This window comes from Cohnella sp. GCM10027633, assembly GCF_042675445.1.
Lineage (GTDB): Bacteria > Bacillota > Bacilli > Paenibacillales > Paenibacillaceae > Cohnella.
In genome coordinates this window covers 354,064-379,121 of record NZ_JBHTGV010000002.1, presented here as the reverse complement: position 1 = coordinate 379,121, position 25,058 = coordinate 354,064, and the positions used below count along the sequence as shown (strand labels likewise).

The following is a 25,058-nucleotide window of genomic DNA, read 5'->3' as shown; positions in this document are numbered from 1 at the left end:
CTGCTAATAAGGAGGAGTCCGCATGTCGTTCACGATGGAAGTCGTTAATCCCGAGACGCTGAAAACCGCGATCGAGGAGCAAGTGAAGCCGGTGCCGGAGGAGGTCGCCCAGCTGCAGGAGCTGGCCAAGAACAACGTCTCTTCGATCCTGGCGCTCGACCTTGAATCGGCGGAGAAGCGTCAAAGCATCCTTCAGTCGATCGACAGCTTCGGCATGAACTCGATGAAGTCGTCCTCCGAGAAGAACGCCCTCTTGCGGGTGTCCGTCGGCACGTTATCCAAGACGGGCGACGAAGGCGGCCAAGTGGCCAGAGGGCTGACCGCGCTGCAGCACCAGCTGAAGGACCTTGACCCGAGCGCCGTCGACTTCGCGAAGACCGGCATCCTCGGCAAGTTTTTCAACCCGCTCCGCGCTTATTTCGCCAAGTATCAGAAGGCCGACTCGGTCATCTCCGACATCATCGTCTCGCTCGACAAGGGCAAGATCGTGCTCAAGAACGACAATACGACGCTCCTGTTCGAGCAGCAGACGCTGCGGGAACTGACGAAGAAGCTGCAGAAGGAGATCCAGCTCGGCACGCTCATGGATACGGAGATCGAGATGCAGATCGATGCGGCGAAGGCGCGCGGCGAGTCGGAGGATAAGATCCGGTTCATCACCGAGGAGGTGCTGTTCCCGCTGCGCCAGCGCGTGATGGATCTGCAGCAGATGCTCGTCGTCAACCAGCAAGGCATTATGGCGATCGAGGTCGTCATGCGCAACAACAAGGAGCTGATCCGCGGCGTCGACCGCGCCCGCAACGTGACGGTGTCCGCCTTGAAAATCTCGGTAACCGTAGCCAGCGCGCTGTATAACCAGCGGATCGTCCTGAAGAAAATCGAGCTGCTGAACCAGACGACCGACGCGCTCATCAGCGGCACGTCGAGAATGCTGAAGGAGCAAGGCGCTGCGATTCACAAGCAATCGCTGGAATCGAGCATTTCCGTGGAGACGCTCAAGCAGGCGTTCACCGACGTGCTGTCCGCGCTCGATTCGATCAGCACCTACAAGCAGGAAGCGTTGCCGCGCATGCGCGAGACAATCGGCCAGTTCCGGGAGCTGGCGAACGCCGGGGAGCTGCAGATCCAGCGGCTGGAGCGCGGGCAGAAGCTGGGGTTGTGAGGGGACGTGGTGGCATCGGCGGATGTGGTGGGCGGATGCCGGTGCGGGTGCTGATAGGATGCGTATGCGGTAGAGGAGCGATTTCGAAATTGTGTTTGAAAAATCGAATATATAGCGCACTGAATGGCCGGTTTCGGGGAAAATAGTTGAAAAATCACGTTTATTACGCGTCCGGTGGCCGAAACTCCGAAATAGGACTGAAATACCGAATACATTGCGAAACGGATGACCCCCATCCGAAAATAGGACTGAATTACCGCGTACATTGGCAGCGCGAATCATGGTACTACTAGGACAATCGACAAAGACTACGAAACGGCTTGCGGCCGAATCGTAGTCTACTTCGCGTGCTATTCGAACAGCTCATCCATCAGGTCTTGAATGTCCCGCTTCCGGGCAGCCGTCGTCTCCGGATCAAGGGACAGCTTGCCGTCATCGCTCAAGATGACCGCGTCACCCGCGACTGCATCAGCCGGCAACGCCTCTCGCCGATACTCCCGGATCCGCGTGCCTCCGCTGAACTCGATGACCGCGATGTCTCCCTCGAACCGATCGATGATGCCTCGTTCTATCATTTTACCGTTCCGAATGTCAGTTTCGTCCCGTCCGATACGGCCGTCACCGTGCCTTTCATATCCGTCCGGTACACCGTCGCCTTCGCGCCGGTCAACCGGTCGATAATCGTCTTCTTCGGATGTCCGTAGCTATTGTCTGCCCCGGCGCTGATGACCGCATACTTCGGCGCGACGGCTTTCAGGAACGCGGCGGTCGTCGACGTATCCGAGCCGTGATGGCCGACCTTCAGCACGTCCGCCTTCAGCGTCTCCTTCGCGGCGATCATGTCCGTCTCGGCTTGCGCTTCCGCGTCTCCCGTGAACAGGAACGACGTTGTCCCGTAGACCAAGCGCAGAACGGCGCTCCAATCGTTCAGATCGTCCCCGTACGCCTTCCCGGGACCCGCGAACTTGGCGGTTACGCCTTGGAGAGGGATGGAGACGCCCGCCTTCGCTTCCTTGATTGTTAACCCTTCGCTCTTCACGGCGAGGAGGAAGTCCTTGTACGTCTGCGTCGTATGAGCGACCTTCGGCGCATATACGCTCTTCACGGCGAACTGCTTCAGCACCGTGTCCAGTCCCCCGACGTGATCCTCGTCCGGATGCGTCGAGACCATGACCTCGATGTCCTTCACGCCGAGCTGCTTCAAGTAATCGACGACGACGGTTCCGGCTTCGTTCTTGCCTCCGTCGATCAGAATGTCGTCTCCGTTCGCCGTATGAATATACGTCGCGTCGCCTTGCCCGACGTTCAAGAAGTAGACGGACAGCTTGCCCTTGGAGGGCGCCTTGAGCTTATCGGCCTTCAACGCGGTGCTTGGCTCCTGCGTTGCGGCGCCCGTCTTCGGCGGCGTCTTGGACGGCGTTCCGTCTGCATGGTGATAGTGATACTCTCCGTCCTTCAATCCCCACTTCGCGCAATTGGTACGGCAAGTATGACCGCCTTTCGCGTCCGTCCTGCCCGGATGGGCGTCCGCTTGTTGGACGCGGAATGCGCCGAATGCGCTTGATGCCAATACGATCGTTACGATGAATGCGGTGAAGTGCTTCTTCACGTATTCGCCCCCTATGATGTCTGACCATCATCAGTATAGCACGGGAGTTCGAGAGAGTACTTCCTAACGGACGGGTTCGTCAAAATGATTCGGCGCGAACCGCTTTTTCGCCGGCCGCTCGTTCGACAACACCCGCGCTAAGCATTCGGTACAATGGGTAGCGAGTGATTCATTATGTATCGCGAGGAGTTGATGCCAATGGGAAGACTGGCACGGCGAGTAGGTTTGTTGCTCGTCTGCGGCATCGCGGCTCTCGCGTTGACCGGCTTCGCCGCGCCGCAGCGCGCATACGAGGAAGCGAGCCGCTCTTGGGCCGCCGCCACGTTGAAGGAATGGCTGGACCGCGGGTGGCTGCAAGGTTACGCCGACGGGACCATTCAGGCGGACGAGCCTGTCACGCGAGCGGAATTGGCGACGCTGATCAACCGTGCGTTCGGGTTAACCGAGAAGGCGGAAGCACTGTCGTACCCGGATGTAAGAACGGAGAAATGGGAGTACGACGAAGTCGCGAAGGGGGTACGCGCAGGATATGCCGCGGGATACGCGGACGGTGAATTCAAACCCGGACAAGCAGCGTCTAGGCAGGAAGCGGCGCAATGGCTCGCGAACGTCCTCGGCCTGGATCCGTCGCGGGACGACTTGTTCGGCTTCGCCGACGCAGCCGACGTAGATGATGCGAGCCGAGGCGCCGTCGCCGTACTCGCCGCGTACGGCATCGTAAGAGGCTTCCCCGACGGCACGTTCCGTCCGGCTTCGCCGCTGTCGCGAGCGAGCGCCATCGTCATGGTTGACGCCGCGCGAAGGGCGGACGCCGATTATCTGCTGCGGGAACTGGCCCACTGACGGTAAGTCGACCGTGCTCTCCGCTCCTAGACAAAGCTCTTTGTCCGGGCAACCGTACAAGCCGACGGCGTGCTTCCGAGCATACACTATAGCACCTCACTCAATTCAAAGGAGCACGCCATGAACGAGCAGATGAATCGGAAGATCGAACAGGCCAGGCGCTTGGCCGGCCAACCCGTTTGCGTCGTGCTGAACGACGGCAGCTACTATATCGGAACGATCAAGGGCATGCGGAACGGCCAGTTGTTGCTCGCCGGCAAGAAAGGCGAAGGCCGGTACCGGCCGCCGGTCCGCTCCCGCTCCAAAGGCAAAGCCCAAGTATCCGGCTTGTTCTCCATGCTCGGCGGAGGGGCCGCAGGCGCCGGAGCCGGCGCGGCTGCAGGTGCGGCAGGCGGCGGCTTCCTCAGCGGCCTCGGCGGACTCGGCGGCATCATGGGCTTCATGAAGCAAGCATGGCCCATCTTGCAAATGGGCATGGGCGTGGTCAAGCAGATCATGCCGCTGATGAACATGTTCAAGCCGAAATAACGGAGAAACCTCCCGCGAGGCCGGCGTTCCGTCGCCTGCTTCGCGGGAGGTTTTGTTATTGCGCTGTCTTATAACGTTACTGCGGCGGAATCTCAACAGATGACGATTTAGCGCTGTCTCATAACGTTACTGCGGCGAAATCCCAACAGATGACGATTTAACGCTGTCTCATAACGTTACTGCGGCGGAATCCCAACAGATGACGATTTAACGCTGTCTCATAACGTTACTGATATCCCCGCCCCTACGACTCCATCCTCACCCACACGCTCATCTCGCCGCCGCCCCGATTGCCCCACAGGAAGTACGGGACCGCGCGCAACCGAACGCTCTCGAACGTCTCGCCGGCTCCGATCGGCGCATAAGCCGTCCCTCCGCTCCAGCCGTCCGACGTCCGGCGCAGCCCTTCCGTCTCGATCGCGACGACGCCGCCGAGCAAGTCCGGATCGAACGCCGCGCGCAACGGCGCATCCCGGCGAGCCGAGAACGAAGCGAGCGGCTTGCCGTTGTCCGCTTCCTCCAGGCAATAGACGAGCGGGCCGTATTGGATGGCCGCCTTACCTGCGTTAGCCCGCATCTCCGGATGCGCGACGATCCAATCCGCGCGCATCGGCAGCTGCCATTCGACCTTATCGCCGTCCGCCCATTCGCGGTCGATGTAGGCGTAGCCGTCGACGACATCGGACGCATATTCCATGATCGCGCCGTTGATCGTGAGGCAAGGCTGTTCCGCGCACCAGGACGGCACGCGCAGCGCCAGCTTGAACCGCGCCGGTCCTTCCAGCGATACCTCGAACTTCACGTCTCCTTGCCACGGAAGCGCGGTGCGCTGGCTCAGCGCGATCCGCCGCCCGCCCAAAGTCGCCTTGTAATCGCTGCCGATGAACAGGTGCGCATAGATCGTGTCCGTCTCTTCGTTAGCCGTGTATACGTAGTCGCCGAGCGACGAGATCAACCGGGCGACGTTAGGCGGACAGCACGCGCAACCGTACCATTTCGGACGGAGCGGCTTCACGTGGCGCTTGCCCGGATTGCCCGCGCTCGCTTCGGGCCATACTTCGAGCGGATTAACGTAGAAGTAATGGCGGCCGTCCTGCGCCATGCCCGCAAGCACGAGATTGAACAGCGCCCGTTCCATCACGTCCGCGTAATGGCTCTTCGCCTCCAGCTCCAACATCCGATTCGCGAAGAAGATCAGACCTATGGACGCGCACGTCTCCGCGTACACCGTATCGTTCGGCAAGTCGTAATCGAACGTGAACGCTTCCCCGTGATGCGTCGACCCGATGCCTCCCGTAATGTACATCTGCTTGTTCGTCGTGTTGTCCCACAGCGTACGGCATGCGGCGAGCAGCGATCGATCGCCGTTCAACCGGGCGAGGTCCGCCATCGCCGCGTACATATACATCGCCCGCACGGAATGGCCGAGAGCCACCGTCTGCTCCCGTACCGGCAGATGAGCCTGATGATACGCGTTATCCGGCTTGTCGGACTTCCCTTCCGGCGTCCACGGCGAGAACAGATCGCCTCTCTCGTACTCCCGGTCGAAGAAGTACGGCTGCTGCCCCCGTTCGTCGATGAAAAACTCGCTCAGCTTCAAATAACGCTCCTCGCCCGTCGCCCGATGCAGCTTCACGAGCGCCAGCTCGATCTCCTGGTGGCCGTCGTAACCGCGCAGCTTGCCTTCCTCGGGACCGAACGTCGAATCGATATGATCGGCGAACCGGCACATCGCGTCCAGCAGCTTCCGCTTGCCGGTCGCGTCATAGTAAGCGACAGCGGCCTCTATCATATGGCCGGCACAATACAGCTCGTGACAATGGGTCAAGCTGCGCCAGCGCAGATCGGGCCGCTTGATCGTGAAGAACGTGTTCAAGTAGCCGTCCGGCTGCTGGGCGGCGATGACGAGGTCGATCGCTTCGTCCGCGACCCGCTCGAGCTCCGGATTCGGGTGCGACGCCAAGGAATGGCCGACGGCCTCGAGCCACTTGGCCAAGTCGCTGTCTTGGAAGACGAAGCCGGCGAACTCGCCCTCTTCCAGCCCCGCGGCGATACGGAAGTTGCGGATCGCATGGCTAGGCTCCGCGTCGGGGACGCGGTCATTCAACGTCTCCCATTGATAAGGGATTACGGTGTCTCGCACGAGGCTCTCGTAAGACGACCAGAATGGATCTGCGATGGTTGCTCGATTCGTCGGCATGTTGGTCCTCCAGTTGAAATGTCATTATTTTACCCTCATGCGATCTATTGTAGATCATATGATTATTGTAAAATAGAACTTATAACAACCTCATAATTATAAAATCTCACACTAAAGGGGCGAACGAAAATGACCGAAGAACCGCTCATCGTATCCTTGGATTCGCCGCCCTTCCCTTATTTTCTGGAGAGCGGGACGATGGTGTACGAGCCGGGGGAGATGCATCTGAACCGCTCTAATATCGGCGTGTTCGACCTTCTGTTCATCGCCGAGGGAGCGCTTCATATCGGGGAGGACGGGCGGGAATGGACGCTGCACGCGGGGCATGCGCTGCTGTTGCTGCCGAACGGCCATCATTATCCGACGAAGCCGTGCGGCGAGCGGACGGTGATGCATTGGCTGCATTTTCGAAGCGGGTCGGAATGGAGGCAGACGGCGGACTTGCCGGAGCCGGAAGCGATCGCGCTGCCCAAACGCTGGATCGCGCCGGACGTCGGCTATACGGCGCGGTTAATGCTGCGGATCGAAGAGCTGGCCTTCGTCGCCCGCTCGGTCGCGAGATGGGAGCAGCAGAGCGCGTTCTGGGAGCTGCTCCGCCAGATGGAAGAAGGGAGAAAGGCCGCCGGCCCTTCTCCCTCCGAGTCGATCGCGGACCGGACGTCCGCCTATATACGCCAGCATTACGGCTCCGAGCTGACGAACGAGTCGATCGCCGAAGCGCTGCACTTCCACCCCAATTACGTCGCACGCTGCATGAAGGAGGTCCACCGGTGCACGCCGATGGAGTACGCCTTCCGGTACCGGATGGAGCAAGCTCGACTGCTGCTGCTCAAGACCGACTGGCCCGTCGCGCGCATCGCCGAGCAGGTAGGCTACCGCTACGCGCCGTATTTCTCGAATTGCTTCAAAGAGCACTTCGGCGAATCGCCGCTGCGGTTCCGCAAGCGGTTCACATCCCCCGCCGGATCGCCGAAGGCGCCTGGTTCCGCACCTTCTTGAACACGCGACCGAAGTAGGTCATGTCGGAGAAGCCGACGCGGTCCGCGATGTCCGAGATCGGGTAATCGGTGTCGCGCAACAGCCGCTCCGCCTCCTGTACCCTTAGCGTGTGGATGTAATCGACGAACGTCTTGCCGGTAACCTGTTTGAAAATTTTGCAGAAGTGGTTCGGACTCAAGCTGACCATCCGAGCGGCTTCTCCTACGCTGACCGTCTCGTTGTACCGTTCCCGCAGCGTCTGCAGCAGGCTCGAGAAGTCGTACGGCTTCTGCGCCGCTCGCGTCAGCGGCTGGGACGAGCTGCTCTCCGCGTAGCGGAAGTACAGGCCGAAGATGCGCAGCAGCTCGGCTTTGACGAGCAGCTCGTAGCCGGGTTGTTTGCGGTCGAATTCGACCAGCAACCGCGTGAACGCCGCGTTCATCTCCCCGATGTCCGGCGCGTCCGCGCGCATCCAGTTCGGCCATAGCTGCTGCCGCTGCAAGTACGGCACGAAGTAATGATGCTCCGTGATGTCCAGCCCGCTGCCCCGCACGAGCGCCTCGTTGAACACGATGCAGACGAGCTCCGTCCCCGGCGCCGACACGACCGCGCTATGCAGTTGCTTCGAATTGACGAAGGCGAGCTCTCCCCTGGCGAGCGTCTCGAACGAGCCGTCGATCTGGATTCTCGCCTGCCCTTCCTTCACGTATACCCATTCGATATGGTCGTGCCAATGCTGGTAAATGTCGCCGACCCGGAACACGTTGATCGGGAACGTCCGATCCGGCAGCACCGTATTTTCCTTCAGCGGATTAACCGTCATGCGAGCACCTCCTCGTCAAAAGTACGATTTTACGACATTCCGATCTCATTGCGCGTATCTATTGGCCGATTCTGTGAAATAAACGTAAGATCGTGCGAATTGTTCGCGATATCGTTGCTAGTCTCCCCGGTTATCATAACGTACGATGGTGGAAGTGTATACGAGCAAACGACAGCGAGGAGCGCGAGCATGAATTCGATACGGATCGGCACGTTAGTAGGCGGCGGCAACGCCGCGAAAGTCATTCCCCAAATCATCCCCCACGGCTTCGAGTCGTTCGGTCTTACGTTCTGGCAATCGACGAACGGCGCGGATCTGCACGAGATCGCCAAGCGGGTGCGCGAGCAAGTCGAACCGCACGGCGTCGTCATCTCTTCCATCGGCGTCTTCGGCAATCCGCTTACCGGAACGGGCGACAACGCGGACACGCTCGCGAGCTGGGAGAGACTCATCGACGCGGCGGAAGCGTTCGGCACGAACCTGGTCACCGGCTTCACCGGGCGGCTGCCCGGGCGGATCGACGAGTCGATGGCGCGCTTCGGCGAAGTGTTCGGAGAGCTGGCCAGACGCGCGGAATCGCGCGGCGTCAAGCTGGCGTTCGAGAACTGCGACATGGGCGGCACGTGGGATAACGGCGACTGGAACATCGCGCACAATCCGACCGCGTGGGAGATGATGTTCAACGCCATGCCGATGGACAACGTCGGCCTTCAATGGGAACCGTGCCACCAGATGGTCAGCTTGATCGATCCGATCCCGCAGCTTCGCAAGTGGGTCGGCAAGATCTTCAACGTCCACGGCAAGGACGCGACGATCGCCTGGGACGTCGTGAAGGAATACGGCATCCACGGCCCGCGCGAATTCGTCTGGCACCGGACGCCGGGCTTCGGCGATTCGAACTGGACCGATATCATTACGATTCTGCGCCAAGCCGGCTATACGGGCAGCATCGATATCGAAGGCTGGCACGATCCGGTGTACCGGGGGGAGCTGGAGATGACGGGTCAAGTCCACGGTCTGAATTATTTGAAAAGATGCCGCGGCGGCGACTTCGTCCCGAATCCGATCGAATAAACGAGGTTAACGATTAAGGAGATGAACCAATCATGACGCAACAACATCGAATCGTCGTCGCAGGCTGCGGCGGCATGTCCAACACGTGGCTCGATTACGCGGCGCAGCGCCCGAACGCGACCGTCGTCGGCCTCGTCGATATTTTCGAGGACAGCGCCAAGGCAATGGCGAAGAAGCGCAACTTGGATGTGCCCACGTTCACGGATCTCGGCGCGGCGCTGGCGGCGACGGACGCGAACCTCGTGTTCGACGTCACGATTCCGGCCAGCCACAAGCAGATCGTCACGACGGCGATGCGCGCGGGCTGCAACGTTTTCGGCGAGAAGCCGATGGCCGAGTCTTACGAGGATGCGCTGGAGATCGTCAAGGTTAGCGGGGAGACGGGCAAGCGGTATGCCGTCATGCAGAACCGCCGATATTTGAAGCAGATTCGCGCCCTTCGCGACCTCGTGCGCGGCGGCTCGATCGGCACGGTCGGTTCGCTGAACGCCGATTTCTACATCGGCGCGCATTTCGGCGGCTTCCGCGACGCGATGGACAGCCCGCTCATCGTCGACATGGCGATCCATACGTTCGATCAGGCGCGGTTCATTAGCGGCGCGGACCCGGTGTCCGTCTACTGCCACGAGTTCAACCCTCCGGGATCGTGGTACCAGGGCAACGCGTCGGCGGTGTGCATCTACGAGATGAGCGACGGCTCCGTGTTCACCTACCGCGGCTCTTGGTGCTCGGAAGGACTGAACACTTCGTGGGAATCGGATTGGCGAGTCATCGGCAGCGCGGGCAGCGTCCGCTGGGACGGCCATTCGATGCCGTACGGCGAGCGGGCGAACCCGGACAAGCCGGAAGGTTTCATCCGCGAGCAACTCCGCATCGAGAGCAAGGACATCTATTTCGGGCAAGAAGGCCACTGGGGCTGCTTGGACGAGATGTTCTCCTCGCTCGAGGACGGCCGGCTCGCCGAGACGGACAGCACGGACAACATCAAGAGCATGGCAATGGTGTTCGGCGCCATCGAGAGCGCGCGGACGGGACAGAAGGTTAAGTTGTAAAGATGGTACGATGAATAGAGGCTATCCATGGGCGGCGTTGATTGCCGACTCAGGGATAGCCTCTATTCGTTGGCGCGCGGCGGGGCGCTGCGCAATCGAGTGACGCTTCGGCGAATCGGCGGATGCTTGCGATGGATGTGTACCGCGTGGTATTGCTTGTAGGTGTTCGGTTGCGTGTCGGGGTTCGGTTGCGTGTCGGGGTTCGGTTGCGTGTCGGGGTTCGGTTGCGTGTCGGGGTTCGGTTGCGTGTCGGGGTTCGGTTTCATGTCGGGGTTTCGATTATATTCGGTTTTTCGAATATATTATTGTTGGTTATCCGGCTTGAAAGTAATGTGTTTGGTTTTTCGAGTACAATTTTCATTTTTTGGTAGCGCACTCCGAATAAACTCGAAAAATCATATCTAATAACCCGGATGTTCCATTCCGCGCCAATTATATATGAAAATTCGAACACATTTCCCATCTATGTCAATCTCCCGCACACCAACATACACCCGATATAGACGAACACACACGAGAAATCACGAACAGGCACCGTATTTACGCGAACAACGCTCCCGAGACACACCACGCTACCGAAACACGCGAACAACAGCAACCCCCTGTTCCGCCGGAACAGGGGGTTGTTCGTCTACTCCTTAGCCGATCGAAGACAGCGTGAACGCGAACGTCATGTCGCGGTCCGCGCGGATCCGGTACTCCTCGTGCACCGGCGCGCCCCAGCTATCGTCGCCGCCGACGCCCATCTGCTTGCCTGCGACCGTGACGACGGTATAGTGCACGGCCGGCAGCTCCCAGCTGTGCGCCGCGTTCTCGAGCTCGAACGCCGTATACGGCGACAGGTTGCATTCGACCGGCGCGCCCGGATCCGCTTGGATCCGGATGCCGACGCCGGTCTTGTTCGTCAGGCCGACTCTGCGCACGCCGGTGCGGTTGCCCGATTCCTGCGGCACCAAATACTTCGATGGAAGCTCGGCGACGGACTTGCGGAACGTCGTCAGGCGCGCGCCGCGGGAGCGGTCCGAATAGTTCTCTTCCGGCCCCCGCGCGTACCATTCCGACTGATCGTAGTCAGCGGACGTCTTGAACGTCAGCGCGACGATCGGAACGTCCGGCAGCCCGGCCGCGCCCCGGTAGTCGGTACGAACGCGGATGCTGCCGTCCGCCGTCACGGTATAGGCGACCGTTACGCCGACGCCCGGCACCGCGCCGAACGCGTACTCGAACGATACGGACACGCTGCCCTGCTCCTCGCGCATCTCGGTCTTCAAGCAACGGCGGCCCACGCTGGCCGCTAACCATACGCCTGCCGTATTCACGTGGTTATAGCCTTTGTCGTTGTCCGTCTGCGCCCGCCAGAAGTTCGGCATCGGCGGAACCGCGATCATCTCGCGGCTTCCGTAACGGAGCGACGTCAACGAACCGACCTGCTTGGAGAATTGAACCGCGAAGCCGTCTCCCGTCACGCCGATGTTCACGTCGCCGACGACGACCGTCAATCGGCCTCCCGGCGCATCGGCGACGGCATCGCAGACGCTTCCCGCCCGCGCTTCCTCCAAGTACACCGCTTCGCCGAATGCGACCTCGTGGCCTTCCTCCGCCCACAGCGTCGCTTCCTTCAACGTCAACGACGCCTGAACGCAATATTCGCCCGCGACGCCGTCCGTATCCGGCAGCCGGATCTGAACCGCCGTCTCGCCGCCCGGAGCGACGTCGACGTCCGTGACGCCTGCGTATACTTCGGTGCCATCTTTCAACAACCGATACGCCAGCCGCAGCCCGTCCGTCCCCTCGAACAGATTCCCGTTCCGCACGGCGATCGCCTCGCGGGAAGGCGTCAGCTCGAAGTTCTGGTATAGGAACTTCACTTCCTGCATCTTCGGCGTCTCGCGCCGGTCCGCGAAGACGATGCCGTTGCCGCAGAAGCTGTAGTCCGTCGGCCGGTCCTCGTAGTCCCCGCCGTAGGCGAGATACTCCTTGCCGTAACGGTCTTCCTTGATCAGAGACTGATCGATGTAGTCCCAGATGAAGCCGCCCTGGTACTGGTCGTATTTATTTTCCAACTCGGTATACTTGTGCAAGCCGCCGACGGAGTTGCCCATCGCGTGCATATATTCGCAGCTGATGTACGGCTTGTCCGGATTCGCCCGCAAATACGCTTCGATATCGGCCGGCTTGGCGTACATCCGGCTCTCCATGTCGCTCGCCCTGTCGAACTCGCGGTTGTGGAACACGCCCTCGTAGTGGACGAGCCTGCTCGGGTCCGTCTCGCGGAAGTAATTCGAGACGTTCAGAATAACCTCTCCCGCGTACGATTCGTTGCCGCACGACCAGATAAGAATCGACGCATGGTTCTTGTCCCGCTCCAGCATCGAACGCGCGCGATCCATGACGATGTCCTGCCACTCCGGCTTGTCTCCGGGAACGTTCCAGGACGGCTCGACCGCCCCCATTTTCTGCCACGAACCGTGCGATTCCAAGTTCATCTCGTCGATGACGTAGACGCCGTATTCGTCGCACAGCTCGTACCACAACGTCTGATTCGGATAGTGGGAGGTCCGCACGGCGTTGATGTTGTTCCGCTTCAGCGTCTTGATATCCCACAGCATGTCCTCGCGGGTGATGTTGCGTCCGCTCCGGCAATTGAACTCGTGGCGGTTGACGCCCTTGAAGACGATGCGCTCGCCGTTGAGCCGCATGAGCTTGTCCTTCAGCTCGAACCGGCGGAAGCCGGTCTTCTGGACGATCGCCTCTACGACGCGCCTTTCAGCGCTCAAGATCGAGATACGGACCGAATACAGGTACGGACTTTCCGCGCTCCACAAAATCACCTTACCGGCTTCGGAGACAACGCTAAGCACGCCGCCGACGAACGAACCGGTCTCGGACAGGACGATCCGCCCTTGGGCGTCGGCCAGTTCGATTCGTGCGGTCGCGCCTTCGGCCGCGGACGATTCCGACAGCTTCAGATCGACCTTGAGCGTCCCCTGCGCATACGAATCGTCGAGCTCCGCGCGCACGCGTAAGTCCTGCACGTGGCATTCCGGTACGGTATACAGGTACACGTCGCGGAAAATACCCGAGAACCGCCAGAAGTCCTGATCTTCGAGCCAGCTGCCCGTGCTGCGTTGATACACTTCAACGGACAGCTTGTTCTCGCCATCGCCGATATAAGGCGTCAGATCGAATTCGGACGGCGTGAAGCTATCTTCGCTATAGCCGACGAACTCGCCGTTCAGCCAGACGAAGAACGCGGATTCCACGCCTTGGAACGAGAGGAACACCGGCTTGTCCTTCATGTTCGCGGGAACCCGGAACGACTTCACGTAGCTGCCTACCGCATTGTCACGCTGGGGAATGTTAGGCGGTCGCACGCCGTCCAGCCCGTCCCACGGATACATCGTATTGACGTATTGCGGCTTGCCCCAGCCTTGCAATTGGATATGGCCGGGAACGCGAATGTCCGCCCACCCGCTGCAATCGAATTCCTTCTTATAGAACGTCTCGCAACGGCTGGCGACGTTCGCCGCGTAACTGAACTTCCAATCGCCGTTCAGCGAATGCCGAAGCGGCATGTCCCCGCCCGCCAAGGCTTCCTCCATCGTCTCGTAATACTTATGATCGGAATGCGCGTCCAACCGGTTCACCCGGAATACGCTCACGTCGCTTAACCATTCGATGCTCGGCTGTCTATTCGTCATGATTCATCGATCTCCCGTCTATGCTGTCTCTCGGCTCCAAGCATCGATCGACGTCGCGACCGGCTTGCCGTTCCTGAATTCCACTTTACCGATACGCGTGTCCCGAAGCAACCCGTTATCCGACGAACGTATGCAGTAGATTCTCGCTCATTCGCGATCTTTCGCGAACGGAATGTCGAGCAACGTTCTACCGTCCATCGCTACGCGCAACCGATCGCCCGCGATCGTTACCGACGGAGCGTTCGTCCGCTCGTCCATGCCTCCCGCCGGCTGCCCGTATACGCCGGTCGCGAGCCAATGGACGCCGGGAGCGAAGCTCGCCGTCGCCGTCGGAATGATCGTCCGGGCGTGCAGCACGTTCGTATTCGCGTTCGGACGAACGAGCCCCGCCCGCCCCGGACCGTACAGCACCTTGATTCCGCTCTCTCCCCATGAAGAGGCTGCCAGCGCTTCATTCGCCTCATCGGATCGCTGCTCCCGCAAGCTTCGCTTGCCGTCCCCGTCCTCGATGCCTAGCGCGAAGCCGCCGTCGGCGACGTCGAGCGCCCTCTTCGTGTCGATGCGATGCACCCTCGCGTGCCAAGGCGAACCTGCGACGATCCACGTTCGCACCTCGACGTCCGCCCATGGCTTCCATCGCATGAAGAGGACGTTATCCTCGATCCGCGATTGCTCGGACGTCCGCTTCACCCGGTACAGGTTATCCCCCTCGCTCAGGGCGAGCATGGAATCGTAAGCGCCCTGGTCGAGCCCCCACTCCGCGCGCGGAACGCTGAAGCCGAACTTGTTCGAATAGACGAACTTCTCGTACTTCGCCGACGCGTGCGTATGCCCGTTCGTTCCGGGATACCCGGCGTTGAAGGCTAGCACATGGTCGTTGTCCGCCTGTCTCAACAGCACGAGATGAGGCTCGCGTTGAACGGAACGGTCGGCTAAGTCCGGCAGAGGCAATTCCTCCGCCTGCCAGAACGGGTGGCTGTCCGGCAGCGCCAACGGAAGGAACGTCTTGAACGCCCAATACGGCGATCCGGGGGCATTGTAATTTTCCGCCATGACCAGATTCGGATACGCGTACCCGATCGACAGTGTGCCGTCCGTTCCGAAGATCGGCTGTCGGAACCACCACCGCAAATGTCTCAGCACGATGCCCTTCATGATCCCGTACGGCACCGCCTCCGCGCCGGCGTACGCCAACGCGCTCCAGAACGCCGCCTGCGAGAATCGGTACGCCATGCTTCTGCCGTAGGGCAGCGCCGAGCCGTCGCCGGCGAACCAATAGATGAAGTCGTTCGCGAATGCCTTGGCCCGCTCGATATACCGCGCTGCGCGCTCCGGATCGTCGTCCCGCATCCATGTCGCGTACACGAGCCCGTAATAATGGTAGCCGAACGGCACATAGTAGTCGCTATGACCGCCGATGCCGTCCGAATACCAACCGCCGGACAAGTAGTGCCCGTCGAGCTTGTCCAAGTGCCCGTTCATTCGCTCCGCGTCGTAAGGCAGGCCCAGCTTCTTGAACCCGAGATTGACCATCACTTGAAAAAAGAGCCAGTTGCAGTCGTATAGCTCCCGTTCGTTGATCTGGTTCAGCCACGCGTACAACCGTTGACGCTCCGCTTCCGCCAGCGGCGTCCACACCTTGTCGTGCGCGAGCCCAAGCGCCAGCCCGAACGCGGCCATCTCCACGAGCTTTTGGTCGTAATCGCCCGCGGAGCCCCAATATTCCTCGTGCTCTGGATTCGTGCCGTTGCGAATGCCTTCGCGAACGGTCTCCCATAGCTCCTCGCCGATATCGCCTCCGCCCGCGGCAAGCGGCGCGAGTCCCCATAGCACGCGGGAGAAGCCTTCCATCCGGGCCGTCTCTTCCGTACAGCCCGAGCCGGTCTCCCCGAGCTTCAAATGAGCCCCGCCCGGACTATACCGGCTCGTCGGCGGCTCGCACAGTTGCCATACCGCCTCCTGAACGTCCTGTCTCGTCTTCAGCCGATTGCTTCGAATCGGGATCGCCGCGTTCGTCATCTTCTTCTCTCCTCCCCGATTTACCAGAATAGCTCCTCGCGGCCGGCCAGTTGGGCGATTCCTTCCGCGAAGAAGTAGTCGCCGTAGATGAGCGGCACGTCGACGTTGCGTCCTTCCGGATAATGGCTCGTTCCGTGCAGGATGAGCCCCTCCTCGTCGTCCCGGTCCCAAGCGCCGTAGTTCGCGTAGAGCGAATGAAGCATGCTTGCGGCCGTATCGCGATAGAGCGGCTTCTCGCCGTCCGGGACGAGACGCGACAGCAAGAGAAGTCCCGAGGCGGCGCAAGCGCCGGCGGAGCTATCTCGATGCCGGGGCACGTCCGGAGGAATGCGGAAATCCCAATGCGGCACGCGGTCTTCCGGCAAGTTGGCGATGAAGAAGTGCGCGACGTTCTTCGCGGCCTGCAAGTAACGCTCCTGCCCCGTATTCCGGTAAGCCAACGCCAAGCCGTACAGCGCCCAGGCGGTGCCGCGGGACCATGCCGAATCCGGCGCGTAACCTTGTCCGCCGAGCGCTTCCGTCCGATCGCCGGTGTCCGGATCGAAGACGACGATATGGTTGACGGAGCCATCCGGGCGTACGAAGTGATTCAGTACCGTGTCCGCATGGGCGACCGCCGCATGCTTGTAGCGCGGATCGCCGGATATTCGCGTCGCCCAATGCAGCAGCGGCAAATTCATCATGCAATCGATAATGGCCCATCCGGCGTTGTCGTCGCCTGGCTTCCACGGGTTCCATGCCCGGATGAAGCCTCCGCGCGAATTGAAGCGCCCCATTAACAAGTTCGCGGCCAGCATGCCTCGGCGCTTGGCCGATTCGCTGCCGAGCAGCTTATATCTGGCGACGCTGGTAAGCGTCCACATGAAGCCGATATCGTGGTCGAGACGGTCGTAATCCAAGATGACCCGATCGAGCTGAATCTCGCACGATTCGGCGAGCAGCTTCAGCCTCTCCTCTCCGGTTTCCCGGTAGACGAGCCACAGCAGACCGGGCCAGAAGCCCGCCGTCCACCAGGAAGCCGGCTCCAAGCGATATTGTCCGTCTATGCTCGCATGCGGAAACCGATCCCCGATTCTGTCGCTCGTTCGCGACACCTTCCGGATAATGCGCTCCCGCGCTTCCTCAACCCACAGTCGTCCGTCATCGATCATGCCGAAGCCTCCCGTTCGTCTCTGCTTATTCATCATCGGACATGAACTAAGTGTAAAATTCCGGATCAAGGATGACTATAGTACTCTCGTGCACTCACTGAACGAAACGAACATGAGGGGATGAATTATGGTGCGGTTCGTTGCGTAAAGCCGCTCCCGGCGCGCCCCGGCGGCAAACCGCAAAATCGTTCACCCCTGTTCGATTTGTTCATAGTCCTTCATCTCGTTAGTTCATAAAGTGGGAATCCAAACACTGTGACGGTCCGATATGTGCAGGTATAATGAAGCAGAAGTCCATTCCTATGAACAATACGCATCGCTATTCTTGGGGGGAACAATCTTGCGGTTAAACAAAATCAGACGCAACGGCAAGCTGTACGTCCGGTTATTGCTCGGCATTACCCTCAGCATCGTGTTGCTCCTGGTCGTTAGTTCCTCCGTCTATTACTTCATCTTCTCCCGGGTGCTTCAAGAAGAAGCGTTCGACAGCGATCTCGGGAATTTACGGCAGACCGGCAGCACCGTCGCCAACACGACGCAGAGCGCCCAGACGGTCGCCTTCCAAATCTATCGCAATCCGACCATTAATCGCATGCTCTACTATAGCCAGCCCGACGCCTTCGATATCCAAGGCTCGATACTCAGCCTTCGAAGCTATCTGTCCACGATGCCGTTCATCGACTCGATCTACATCTATAACGAGAGTTCGGGCCAATATATCATCGCCGGACAGACGGGGCAGGAAGGCGTCTTCGCCGAGAGCGAGATCAAGGACGAGGAAATCGTCGGCATTCTGGACAACTATCAAGTCTACAAACCGTTCGCGCCCGTTCCGAGATTCATTACGTCGACGTCGGCCGATGCGACGGACCGAGGCGTCTACACGTTCCTGTGCTACGACGCGATCGGCTTCGAGCGGAAGATCAACTCCGCCGTCATCGTGAACATCTCGGCTTCCTGGATTAACCGGGAGCTCGGCAGCGTCATCTCGGCCGGCAGCGACCGCACGTTCCTCGTCGACGACCGCAACGCCATTCTGACCGTGAACAACTTGACGAACGTCGATCTGGAGGAGAAGGACGCCGAGCTGATCAAGCTTCTCGGCCGCAGCGAAGAAGCCGGCTTCAAGATCGCGGACTTCGACGGCGTCAAATCGCTGATTACGTATACGGCTCCTACTCCCTACGACTGGCATTACGTTCGCGTGACTCCTTATTCGGAAGTAACGGCGAAGTCGCTGGAAATTCGGACGACGACGCTTCAGATCGCATCCGTGATTCTCGCCGTCGGCTTGCTGCTGGCCTGGATCATGTCCCGTTACCTATACGTTCCGATCCACCGCATCGAGAACCGGATGATCGACCTCGAATCCGAACGGCGGAACAGCACCTATACGCTTCGGCAGAACACGCTGCGCAAGCTCATTCAGATCCAGGAGTTCGACTCGAAGATTCAGCTGGAGAAGCTGAGGAATACCGGCATTACGTTCGACTTCACGATGCCGTACCGGTTGGCTTACTTGAGAATAGACCGGTTCGACCGGATCCGGGACGAGAGCCACAAGGACATGCTGACGTTCAAGTTCGCCATCATGAATATCGCGACGGAGATCTGCTCCAAGCAGTACAACGTCGAATCGGTAGACTTGGAAGACGACGGCATACTGATGCTGTTCAACACGTTCGAGGACGATCATGCGGCGCCGGAATCGCTGCAACCGATGCTTCGGGATATTCAGACCGCCTGCATGGAATATATCCGGATCGGAATGACCGTCACGCTGACTCCGATGTCGAAGAGCCCGCACGAGCTGCACGCTATGTTCAAGCTGGCCAAAGAAACGTCGAACCAGCGCTTTTTCCAAGGCAGGGGCGCACTGATCGAGGCTTCCGCCGCGCTGCGCGACGACAAGCATTCGTTCTCCGTCGTCAAGGAGCGGAAGATGCTGGACGCGCTCGTCTCGGGCAAGACGGACGAAGCGACCGCGTTGTTCCGGGAGATCATGGAGGAGACGGCCGAGCATCCGTTCCGCGTCACCCACTCCGCCGCGAATCACGTCACCGTCTCGCTTAGCAACATGCTCGCCGAGATCGAACGCAACGGCTTGCGGCTCCATATCGGCACCGAGCTGATCATCCCCGGCATCGAGCACCACGAGACGCTGGACGAATTGACGACGGCCATGCAGGCGTTCTTCGAGACGCTGAAGACGAAGGCGTTCGAGAAGCGGAGCAACAAGCAGGAAGACTTGATCCGCAAGATCAACGAAATTATCACGACCCGCTTCCACGATCCGAATCTGAGCCTGAACTACGTGTCCGACGAGCTCAAGATGTCTTCCTACCATATCAGCCGCGTGTACCGCCAGCACACGCTCACGAACATCGTCGACATGATCAATACGATTCGGATCGAGAAGGCGAAGGAGTTCCTCGTTCGGACGGACGAACCGGTATCCGAGATCGCCGAAAGGACCGGTTACACGAACAGCTCTTACTTCCACCGGATGTTCAAGAAGACGACAGGCGTCACGCCGGCGGAGTTCCGCAAGGCGAATCACTGAGGCGCGTAACAGAAAAAAGCGTTCGTCCCGATCGATAGACATCGGAACGAACGCTTTTACTTATTCGTAATCGCCGCCGCGGTAGAGCGGAATCGCGGCCAACATCGCCGCGCCGATCGCCAAGCAGCCTTCGTCGAGCGTATACTTCGGATGATGGAGACCGTAAGCCTGCTCCGCATTATCCTGCGGTCCAGCGCCAAGCCAGAAGAAGCAGCCCGGCACCTGTTCGAGATAGACGGAGAAGTCTTCCCCGGCCAGGACGGGCATCGCTTCGCCGACTTGATCGTCGCCGAGCAGCAACGACGCAACGCGGTTCACGGTCCGGGCGTTGTCCTCGCGGTTGACGAGCACCGGCACCATCCGCTTGTAGCGAACGTCCGCCGTGCAGCGATGCGCTTCGGCGACGCGCTCGACGATTCTCGCGATCGCGTCAGGCAACTGCTCTCCGACGCGGGCGGAGAACGCGCGCGCTGTCCCGCCGAGCTCGACCCGGTCCGGAATGACGTTGTACGCGTTGCCTCCGTGGATGCTTCCGACGGTAACGACGGCCGGATCGAACGGGGACAGCTCGCGGCTGACCGCCGTCTGGAGCGACAGGACGATCGCCGACGCGGCGACGACCGGGTCGACGCACTGCTCAGGCATCGCCCCGTGACCGCCCTTGCCTTGGATCTCCACGGAGAAATGATCGACGGAGCCCATCATGCTCCCGGCCCGCGTCGCGATCTTCCCTGCCGGCATCGTCGGAGCGTTATGCAGGCCGTAGATCTCGTCGACGCCGTCCAGCCCGCCCGCCGCCACGATCGCCTTCGCTCCCTCGTTCACTTCTTCCGCCGCTTGGAAAATAAACCGCACCGTTCCCGCCAGCTCGCCCTTCCTTGCCGCCAGCAGCTTCGCCGCGCCGTACAGCATCGCCGTGTGCGCGTCATGGCCGCAGGCGTGCATCTTGCCGGGAATCTTCGAGGCGAACGGCAATCCGCTCTCTTCCTGAATCGGCAGCGCGTCCATGTCCGCGCGCAGCGCGACGACCGGCCCCGGCTTGGCGCCGCGCAGCTCGGCAATGACGCCGTATCCGCCTACGCCCCTGCGCACCGAAAGTCCGAGCTCCTCGAGCAACGCGCCGATTACGGCGGACGTCTCGGCTTCCTCCAAGCTCAGCTCCGGATATTGATGGAGCCGCCTGCGCAAGCCGACGATCTCGCCTTCCAGCTCGCGCGCCGCCGGCAACAACTCACGTATGCTCTCCGCGTTCATCGCCATCGCCTCCCTTCCCTGACGGCTCGCCCCGTTCCCGGGCCAGCTGCCGCGTAATTTCCTTGCCGGTCGGCGTCATCGCGAGACCGCCGCGCGCCGTCTCGCGATGGATGTCCGGCATGGCGTTGCCGACGTCCTTCATGACTTGAATGACTTCGTCCGACGGAATCGCGCTGCGAACGCCCGCGAGCGCCATATCGGCGGCGGCCAGAGCGTTCACCGCCCCGAAGCCGTTGCGGACGACGCAAGGCACTTCGACCAGTCCGGCTACCGGGTCGCAGATCAAGCCGAGCGTGTTCTTCAGCGCCAATCCGACCGCATGCACCGCTTGATGCGGATCGCCGCCCATCATCTCGACCAATGCGCCCGCCGCCATGCCGATCGCCGATCCGATCTCCGCCTGGCAGCCGCCCTCGGCGCCGGAGATGAACGATCGATTGGCGATGACGTACCCGATAGCGCCCGCGCTGAACAAACCTTCTATTAAGATTCGGTCATCCCACCCGAATCTCTCCTGGCTGCTGACGAATACGCCGGGAATGACGCCGCAAGAGCCGGCCGTCGGCGTCGCGACGATTCGCCCCATGGATGCGTTCACTTCCGATACGGCCAGCGCGTAAGCCATCGCCGTGCCCGCATGCGTCCCGAGCGACGCGTCTTCGCGACCCGAGCGCGCATGGACGCGCTTGGCATCGCCGCCTACCAATCCGCCTCGGGACGTTCGGTCGGATACGACGCCTTTGCGCACCGCTTCCTTCATAATGGCGTAATACGAGGCCATGTGCTTCCACTCTTCTTCGACGCTTCGGCCGGATTCGTTCGCCTGCTCCTCGAGCATGAGCCGGGCGATCGTCTTGCCCTCGGCCGCGCATAGATCGGCCAGCTCGCGCAACGTGCGGAACCTCATGCTCCCTCACCGCCGTTCAAGTCCATGTAGCCCGTTCCTCTGACGTCCGGCAGCGCGCGGATGCGGCGCCGCAAGCCCGTCGCGATCGCCGCGTCCGATTCGATGACCGTCGCCGCTTCGCCTCGCCGCCCTTTGCGGTCGAGGTCCATGTGCCCGATGTTGATTCCCGCCTCGCCGAGTAAGCCCGTCAGCTCCGCCAGCATGCCCGGCCGATCGCCGTGATAGACGACGAGCGTCGGATAATTGCCGGTGAACTTCAGATCGAAGCCGTTCACTTCCACGATCTCGATATTGCCGCCGCCGATCGAACAGCCGGTCATGCTGAGCCGCTTACGACCCGCGCTGAGAGCCAGCGACAGCGTGTTCGGGTGCGTCGCCGCGCCGCTCCCCGTACGGATGACGTAGTCCAGCTTCGCTTCCTCGGCTAGCCGCATCGCGTCCGCGATCCGCTCGTCGTCCGTGTCCATGTCGAGCAGCCCAGCCGCGACGGCGACGTCGGTGCCGTGTCCCCGGTACGTGTCCGCGAACGAACCGAAGAACGTCGCTTCCGCCTTCCGCGGCTGGCTGCCGAACAGCTGGCGCGCCGCCCGGCCCAGTCGAACGGCTCCCGCGGTATGAGAGCTCGACGGCCCGATCATGCTCGGCCCGATAATGGAGAAGACGTCCTTAAACCGCATCGGAGAGCCATTCTTCCAACCGACTCGCCACGAATTCGTCGTCGTTCAGATGCGGGTAATCGCGATAAATCCGCTCGATCTCCTCTTGCTGCACCGGCGATAGCTGCTCGTGGGGGTTCAGACACCACGTGCCCTCCAGCAAGCCTTGTCTCCGCAGCACCTCGTGAATGCCCGGTATGCAGCCCGCGAACTTGTTCGCCGAGTCGAAGAAGGCGGCGTTCGCGTCGGTCGTCTCGATGTTCCGCGTCAGCCATTCCTTATCGATCGCGCCGCCTTCGCGGACGCGCTTCACTTCGTCCAACAGCTCTACCGCCTTGCGCGTCCATACCGCCCAATGGCCGAGCAGGCCGCCGACGATCGCTTTCTCCACCGGACGTCCGTCGACTTGGAACCGGTACGTCGTCAGCAGATCGGCGATGATATTGTCGTCGTTGCCCGTGTACAAGGCGATCTCGTCCCGGCGATCGGAGGCGCATACCGCGCGAACGACGTCGATCGTCTGGTACCGGTTGAACGGCGCCATCTTGATCGCGACGACGCCCGGAATGTCCGCGAACGCCCGCCAGAACGCGTAGCTGAACGTTCTGCCGCCGACCGACGGCTGCAAGTAGAAGCCGATGACGGGAATAACCGCCGCGACCTGCTCCGTTCTCTTCAGAATGTCCGATTCCGACCAGCCGTCCAGCCCGCCCATGCTGAGCAGTCCGGCGTCGTAGCCGAGTCCCGCGGCGAGCTCCGCTTCCGCCAACGCTTGCGCCGTCGGTCCGCAGATGCCCGCGACTTGAATGAACGGACGGTCCAAACGCGCCCGGCGAACTTCTTCCGCCGCGAGCCGCAGCACGATCTCGTACAGTCCATGCTCCGGATCGCGAATCTCGAATTGCGTCGAGTGCACGCCGACGGCCACGCCGCCCGCCCCGGAAGCGATATAATAGCGCGTCAATGCCCTTTGGCGCTTCTCGTCCAGTCGCCGGTCCGCATCCAGCGCGAGCGGGTGCGCCGGAATGACCAAGCCCTCATGCAGCGCCCGGCGTTGCTCCGCGGACAATGCCCGATAGATTTCCATCGCTTAGAACTTCCCCTTTCTCTCTTGGAAGTGCGTCGGCTTGTTCAACGTCGCGCCGCCCGCTTCGACCCATTCCGCCGTCCAGTCGATCAACTGCAGCAACGATACGCGCGGGTAACCGAAGCGCTGATGGCTCTTCGACGCGTTGTTCAGCAGCGCCGTCTCGGATTCCGTCCCCTCGAATACCGGCGCGATGCCGAATCTGCGGCCGAACTGCTCGGCGGCCCAACGGATCGACATCGTCTCGGGACCGGTGACGTTCAAGTATTCGACCGGCGTGCCGCAAGCGAGCAGCGACCGGATCGCGATCTCGTTCGCGTCCCCTTGCCAGATGACGTTCGCGTGTCCCATCGTAATATCGATCGGCTTGCCGGCTTTGACCGATTTGGCGATTTCGAGCAACACGCCGTAGCGCATGTCGATCGCATAGTTCAGTCGGTAGACGAGCATCGGAATGCTATGTTTTTTCGCGAAATGCTCGAAGATCCGCTCGCGTCCCAGACACGATTGCGCGTATTCGCCGATCGGAGAAGGCGCGACCGACTCGTCCGCCCCGCCGCCGCCGATGCCGGTGAACGGGTACACGTTGCCGGAAGAGAACACGACGATGTTCGAATCGCGGTACTTCTCCGCCACCCGGCCCGGCAAGTAAGCGTTCATCGCCCACGTGAACGATTCGTTGCCGGTCGTTCCGAACTTGTTGCCCGCCATATAGATGACGTTGCGGGCGTCCGGCAGCGCCTGAAGCTTCTCGTCGTCGAGCAGGTCGCACGCGATCGTGACGATGCCTTCCGCCTCCAGCCTCTCCCGCAGACCGCCCTCGGAAAATCTCGATACCCCATACACCTTCTTGCTCACGCCCGCTTGCTTAATGGCGTTCATGAGCAGCGACGCCAGGCTCGGTCCCATTTTGCCCCCGACGCCCAGCAGCACGATGTCGCCTTCGATGTTCTTCATGTCTTGGATCAACGCGTCCGACGGTTCCGCCAGCTTGCGCTCCAGCTCTTCGATCGTTCTCACAGTACCGCTCTCCCCTCGGTCTTCAATGCCTTGCCGGCTTGAGATCCTACCCCCATCTTAAGGGACGCTTCGAATAAAAGACAAATCCATTTCTCGTCTTTAAATGACTCCAAACGTCGTCTATAGACGCCATCGCCCCCAATCCGCTGATCGGTCAACAATCTTAATAAATAATAGGCGCGACGAGCCTTCGAACAGATAGATCTGCCGACAATCCGAAGATCGGACGATATAACGCGCCTGCTCGGATTGATACAATTTGTATGGCACAAGCGCTTGACCGCGGGAAGCTTCCAAGGACAGCGCGCTTGCGCGGCGGAGAGCGGCCCCAGACGAGGGAAGGAGGCGGTGAACGGCAACGCGGCACGCCGTCGAGAGACGGCTTCAACCAGAATCCGGCAGCTATGCGGCATTACCTTGTCCGACTACGA

General features: G+C 60.8%; 19 protein-coding genes. 7 read left to right on the top strand and 12 right to left on the bottom strand.

Features of this window, described 5'->3' with window-relative positions; all coding sequences use genetic code 11:
• Positions 1–22 precede the first annotated feature (22 nt).
• Positions 23–1,162 (top strand): toxic anion resistance protein, encoded by a 1,140-nt coding sequence (locus ACFQZG_RS06220; RefSeq protein WP_378150693.1) that lies wholly within the window; start codon positions 23–25, stop codon positions 1,160–1,162.
• 350 nt (positions 1,163–1,512) lie between these two features.
• Here ACFQZG_RS06220 and ACFQZG_RS06215 read toward each other — a convergent pair whose 3' ends face one another.
• Both ACFQZG_RS06215 and ACFQZG_RS06210 read right to left on the bottom strand, forming a co-directional pair.
• A complete protein-coding gene (locus tag ACFQZG_RS06215; RefSeq protein ID WP_378150692.1) occupies positions 1,513–1,737 on the bottom strand; it encodes a DUF3006 domain-containing protein in 225 nt (74 codons plus the stop codon).
• Complete coding sequence (locus tag ACFQZG_RS06210) at positions 1,734–2,747, bottom strand: MBL fold metallo-hydrolase (RefSeq protein ID WP_445297463.1); 1,014 nt, start codon at positions 2,745–2,747, stop codon at positions 1,734–1,736. Before ACFQZG_RS06210 ends, ACFQZG_RS06215 begins: the two co-directional genes overlap by 4 nt.
• 222 nt (positions 2,748–2,969) lie before the next feature.
• Between ACFQZG_RS06210 and ACFQZG_RS06205 the strand changes: the two genes are divergently transcribed.
• Positions 2,970–3,614 carry an S-layer homology domain-containing protein gene (locus ACFQZG_RS06205; protein ID WP_378150690.1) on the top strand — a complete coding sequence of 215 codons (645 nt, stop codon included), beginning with the start codon at positions 2,970–2,972 and terminating at the stop codon, positions 3,612–3,614.
• Positions 3,615–3,734: 120 nt separating this feature from the next.
• On the top strand, positions 3,735–4,142 hold the full coding sequence (locus tag ACFQZG_RS06200; protein WP_378150689.1) for a hypothetical protein: 408 nt from the start codon (positions 3,735–3,737) through the stop codon (positions 4,140–4,142).
• Positions 4,143–4,386: 244 nt separating this feature from the next.
• On the opposite strand, the gene ACFQZG_RS06195 is transcribed toward ACFQZG_RS06200, so the two are convergent.
• A complete protein-coding gene (locus ACFQZG_RS06195) occupies positions 4,387–6,342 on the bottom strand; it encodes a glycoside hydrolase family 127 protein (protein ID WP_378150688.1) in 1,956 nt (651 codons plus the stop codon).
• A gap of 129 nt (positions 6,343–6,471) precedes the next feature.
• Here ACFQZG_RS06195 and ACFQZG_RS06190 point away from each other — a divergent pair, with 129 nt between their 5' ends.
• Positions 6,472–7,341: a helix-turn-helix transcriptional regulator gene (locus ACFQZG_RS06190; RefSeq protein WP_378150687.1), complete on the top strand. Its 870-nt coding sequence runs from the start codon at positions 6,472–6,474 to the stop codon at positions 7,339–7,341.
• Here the strand turns inward: ACFQZG_RS06190 and ACFQZG_RS06185 are convergent.
• Positions 7,292–8,143, bottom strand: coding sequence for a helix-turn-helix domain-containing protein (locus ACFQZG_RS06185; RefSeq protein WP_378150686.1), 852 nt, complete (start codon positions 8,141–8,143; stop codon positions 7,292–7,294). The two genes, ACFQZG_RS06190 and ACFQZG_RS06185, sit on opposite strands and share 50 nt — an antisense overlap.
• A 189-nt stretch (positions 8,144–8,332) precedes the next feature.
• Between ACFQZG_RS06185 and ACFQZG_RS06180 the strand changes: the two genes are divergently transcribed.
• On the top strand, positions 8,333–9,217 hold the full coding sequence (locus ACFQZG_RS06180; RefSeq protein WP_378150685.1) for a sugar phosphate isomerase/epimerase family protein: 885 nt from the start codon (positions 8,333–8,335) through the stop codon (positions 9,215–9,217).
• A 32-nt stretch (positions 9,218–9,249) separates the two neighbouring features.
• Positions 9,250–10,269 (top strand): Gfo/Idh/MocA family protein, encoded by a 1,020-nt coding sequence (locus ACFQZG_RS06175; protein ID WP_378150684.1) that lies wholly within the window; start codon positions 9,250–9,252, stop codon positions 10,267–10,269.
• A 638-nt stretch (positions 10,270–10,907) separates the two neighbouring features.
• Here the strand turns inward: ACFQZG_RS06175 and lacZ are convergent.
• From lacZ to ACFQZG_RS06160, 3 genes are all read right to left on the bottom strand, one after another.
• Positions 10,908–13,970 carry a beta-galactosidase, LacZ type gene (gene lacZ, locus ACFQZG_RS06170; protein ID WP_378150683.1) on the bottom strand — a complete coding sequence of 1,021 codons (3,063 nt, stop codon included), beginning with the start codon at positions 13,968–13,970 and terminating at the stop codon, positions 10,908–10,910.
• Positions 13,971–14,117: 147 nt separating this feature from the next.
• Positions 14,118–15,989 (bottom strand): DUF2264 domain-containing protein, encoded by a 1,872-nt coding sequence (locus ACFQZG_RS06165; protein ID WP_378150682.1) that lies wholly within the window; start codon positions 15,987–15,989, stop codon positions 14,118–14,120.
• A 20-nt stretch (positions 15,990–16,009) separates the two neighbouring features.
• Entirely contained in the window at positions 16,010–17,140 is a 1,131-nt protein-coding gene (locus ACFQZG_RS06160) for a glycoside hydrolase family 88 protein (RefSeq protein WP_378150681.1), read from the bottom strand.
• Between the two features lie 340 nt (positions 17,141–17,480).
• Here ACFQZG_RS06160 and ACFQZG_RS06155 point away from each other — a divergent pair, with 340 nt between their 5' ends.
• A complete protein-coding gene (locus tag ACFQZG_RS06155) occupies positions 17,481–19,703 on the top strand; it encodes an AraC family transcriptional regulator (protein WP_378150680.1) in 2,223 nt (740 codons plus the stop codon).
• 60 nt (positions 19,704–19,763) lie between these two features.
• On the opposite strand, the gene ACFQZG_RS06150 is transcribed toward ACFQZG_RS06155, so the two are convergent.
• From ACFQZG_RS06150 to ACFQZG_RS06130, 5 genes are read right to left on the bottom strand one after another with little or no spacing between them, the layout of a single operon-like run.
• Positions 19,764–20,957: a M20 metallopeptidase family protein gene (locus ACFQZG_RS06150; protein ID WP_378150679.1), complete on the bottom strand. Its 1,194-nt coding sequence runs from the start codon at positions 20,955–20,957 to the stop codon at positions 19,764–19,766.
• Positions 20,935–21,864 (bottom strand): L-serine ammonia-lyase, iron-sulfur-dependent, subunit alpha, encoded by a 930-nt coding sequence (sdaAA, locus tag ACFQZG_RS06145; RefSeq protein ID WP_378150678.1) that lies wholly within the window; start codon positions 21,862–21,864, stop codon positions 20,935–20,937. The genes ACFQZG_RS06150 and sdaAA overlap by 23 nt, the downstream gene beginning before the upstream one ends.
• The gene (sdaAB, locus tag ACFQZG_RS06140; RefSeq protein ID WP_378150677.1) at positions 21,861–22,541 is read right to left on the bottom strand and encodes an L-serine ammonia-lyase, iron-sulfur-dependent subunit beta; all 681 of its coding nucleotides are present in this window, start codon (positions 22,539–22,541) and stop codon (positions 21,861–21,863) included. The genes sdaAA and sdaAB overlap by 4 nt, the downstream gene beginning before the upstream one ends.
• On the bottom strand, positions 22,531–23,607 hold the full coding sequence (locus ACFQZG_RS06135) for a dihydrodipicolinate synthase family protein (protein WP_378150676.1): 1,077 nt from the start codon (positions 23,605–23,607) through the stop codon (positions 22,531–22,533). The genes sdaAB and ACFQZG_RS06135 overlap by 11 nt, the downstream gene beginning before the upstream one ends.
• A 3-nt stretch (positions 23,608–23,610) precedes the next feature.
• The gene (locus ACFQZG_RS06130; RefSeq protein WP_378150675.1) at positions 23,611–24,627 is read right to left on the bottom strand and encodes an NAD-dependent epimerase/dehydratase family protein; all 1,017 of its coding nucleotides are present in this window, start codon (positions 24,625–24,627) and stop codon (positions 23,611–23,613) included.
• Positions 24,628–25,058: the final 431 nt, after the last annotated feature.

What these genes read in the sequence shown, in the direction of transcription:
- ACFQZG_RS06220 (WP_378150693.1), top strand. Translation starts at nt 23, where the DNA reads ATGTCGTTCACGATGGAAGTCGTTAATCCCGAGACGCTGAAAACCGCG.
- ACFQZG_RS06205 (WP_378150690.1), top strand. Translation starts at nt 2,970, where the DNA reads ATGGGAAGACTGGCACGGCGAGTAGGTTTGTTGCTCGTCTGCGGCATC.
- ACFQZG_RS06175 (WP_378150684.1), top strand. Translation starts at nt 9,250, where the DNA reads ATGACGCAACAACATCGAATCGTCGTCGCAGGCTGCGGCGGCATGTCC.
- ACFQZG_RS06160 (WP_378150681.1), bottom strand. Translation starts at nt 17,140, where the DNA reads ATGATCGATGACGGACGACTGTGGGTTGAGGAAGCGCGGGAGCGCATT.
- lacZ (WP_378150683.1), bottom strand. Translation starts at nt 13,970, where the DNA reads ATGACGAATAGACAGCCGAGCATCGAATGGTTAAGCGACGTGAGCGTA.
- ACFQZG_RS06190 (WP_378150687.1), top strand. Translation starts at nt 6,472, where the DNA reads ATGACCGAAGAACCGCTCATCGTATCCTTGGATTCGCCGCCCTTCCCT.
- ACFQZG_RS06185 (WP_378150686.1), bottom strand. Translation starts at nt 8,143, where the DNA reads ATGACGGTTAATCCGCTGAAGGAAAATACGGTGCTGCCGGATCGGACG.
- ACFQZG_RS06165 (WP_378150682.1), bottom strand. Translation starts at nt 15,989, where the DNA reads ATGACGAACGCGGCGATCCCGATTCGAAGCAATCGGCTGAAGACGAGA.
- ACFQZG_RS06150 (WP_378150679.1), bottom strand. Translation starts at nt 20,957, where the DNA reads ATGAACGCGGAGAGCATACGTGAGTTGTTGCCGGCGGCGCGCGAGCTG.
- ACFQZG_RS06135 (WP_378150676.1), bottom strand. Translation starts at nt 23,607, where the DNA reads ATGGAAATCTATCGGGCATTGTCCGCGGAGCAACGCCGGGCGCTGCAT.
- ACFQZG_RS06195 (WP_378150688.1), bottom strand. Translation starts at nt 6,342, where the DNA reads ATGCCGACGAATCGAGCAACCATCGCAGATCCATTCTGGTCGTCTTAC.
- ACFQZG_RS06180 (WP_378150685.1), top strand. Translation starts at nt 8,333, where the DNA reads ATGAATTCGATACGGATCGGCACGTTAGTAGGCGGCGGCAACGCCGCG.
- ACFQZG_RS06200 (WP_378150689.1), top strand. Translation starts at nt 3,735, where the DNA reads ATGAACGAGCAGATGAATCGGAAGATCGAACAGGCCAGGCGCTTGGCC.
- ACFQZG_RS06215 (WP_378150692.1), bottom strand. Translation starts at nt 1,737, where the DNA reads ATGATAGAACGAGGCATCATCGATCGGTTCGAGGGAGACATCGCGGTC.
- sdaAA (WP_378150678.1), bottom strand. Translation starts at nt 21,864, where the DNA reads ATGAGGTTCCGCACGTTGCGCGAGCTGGCCGATCTATGCGCGGCCGAG.
- sdaAB (WP_378150677.1), bottom strand. Translation starts at nt 22,541, where the DNA reads ATGCGGTTTAAGGACGTCTTCTCCATTATCGGGCCGAGCATGATCGGG.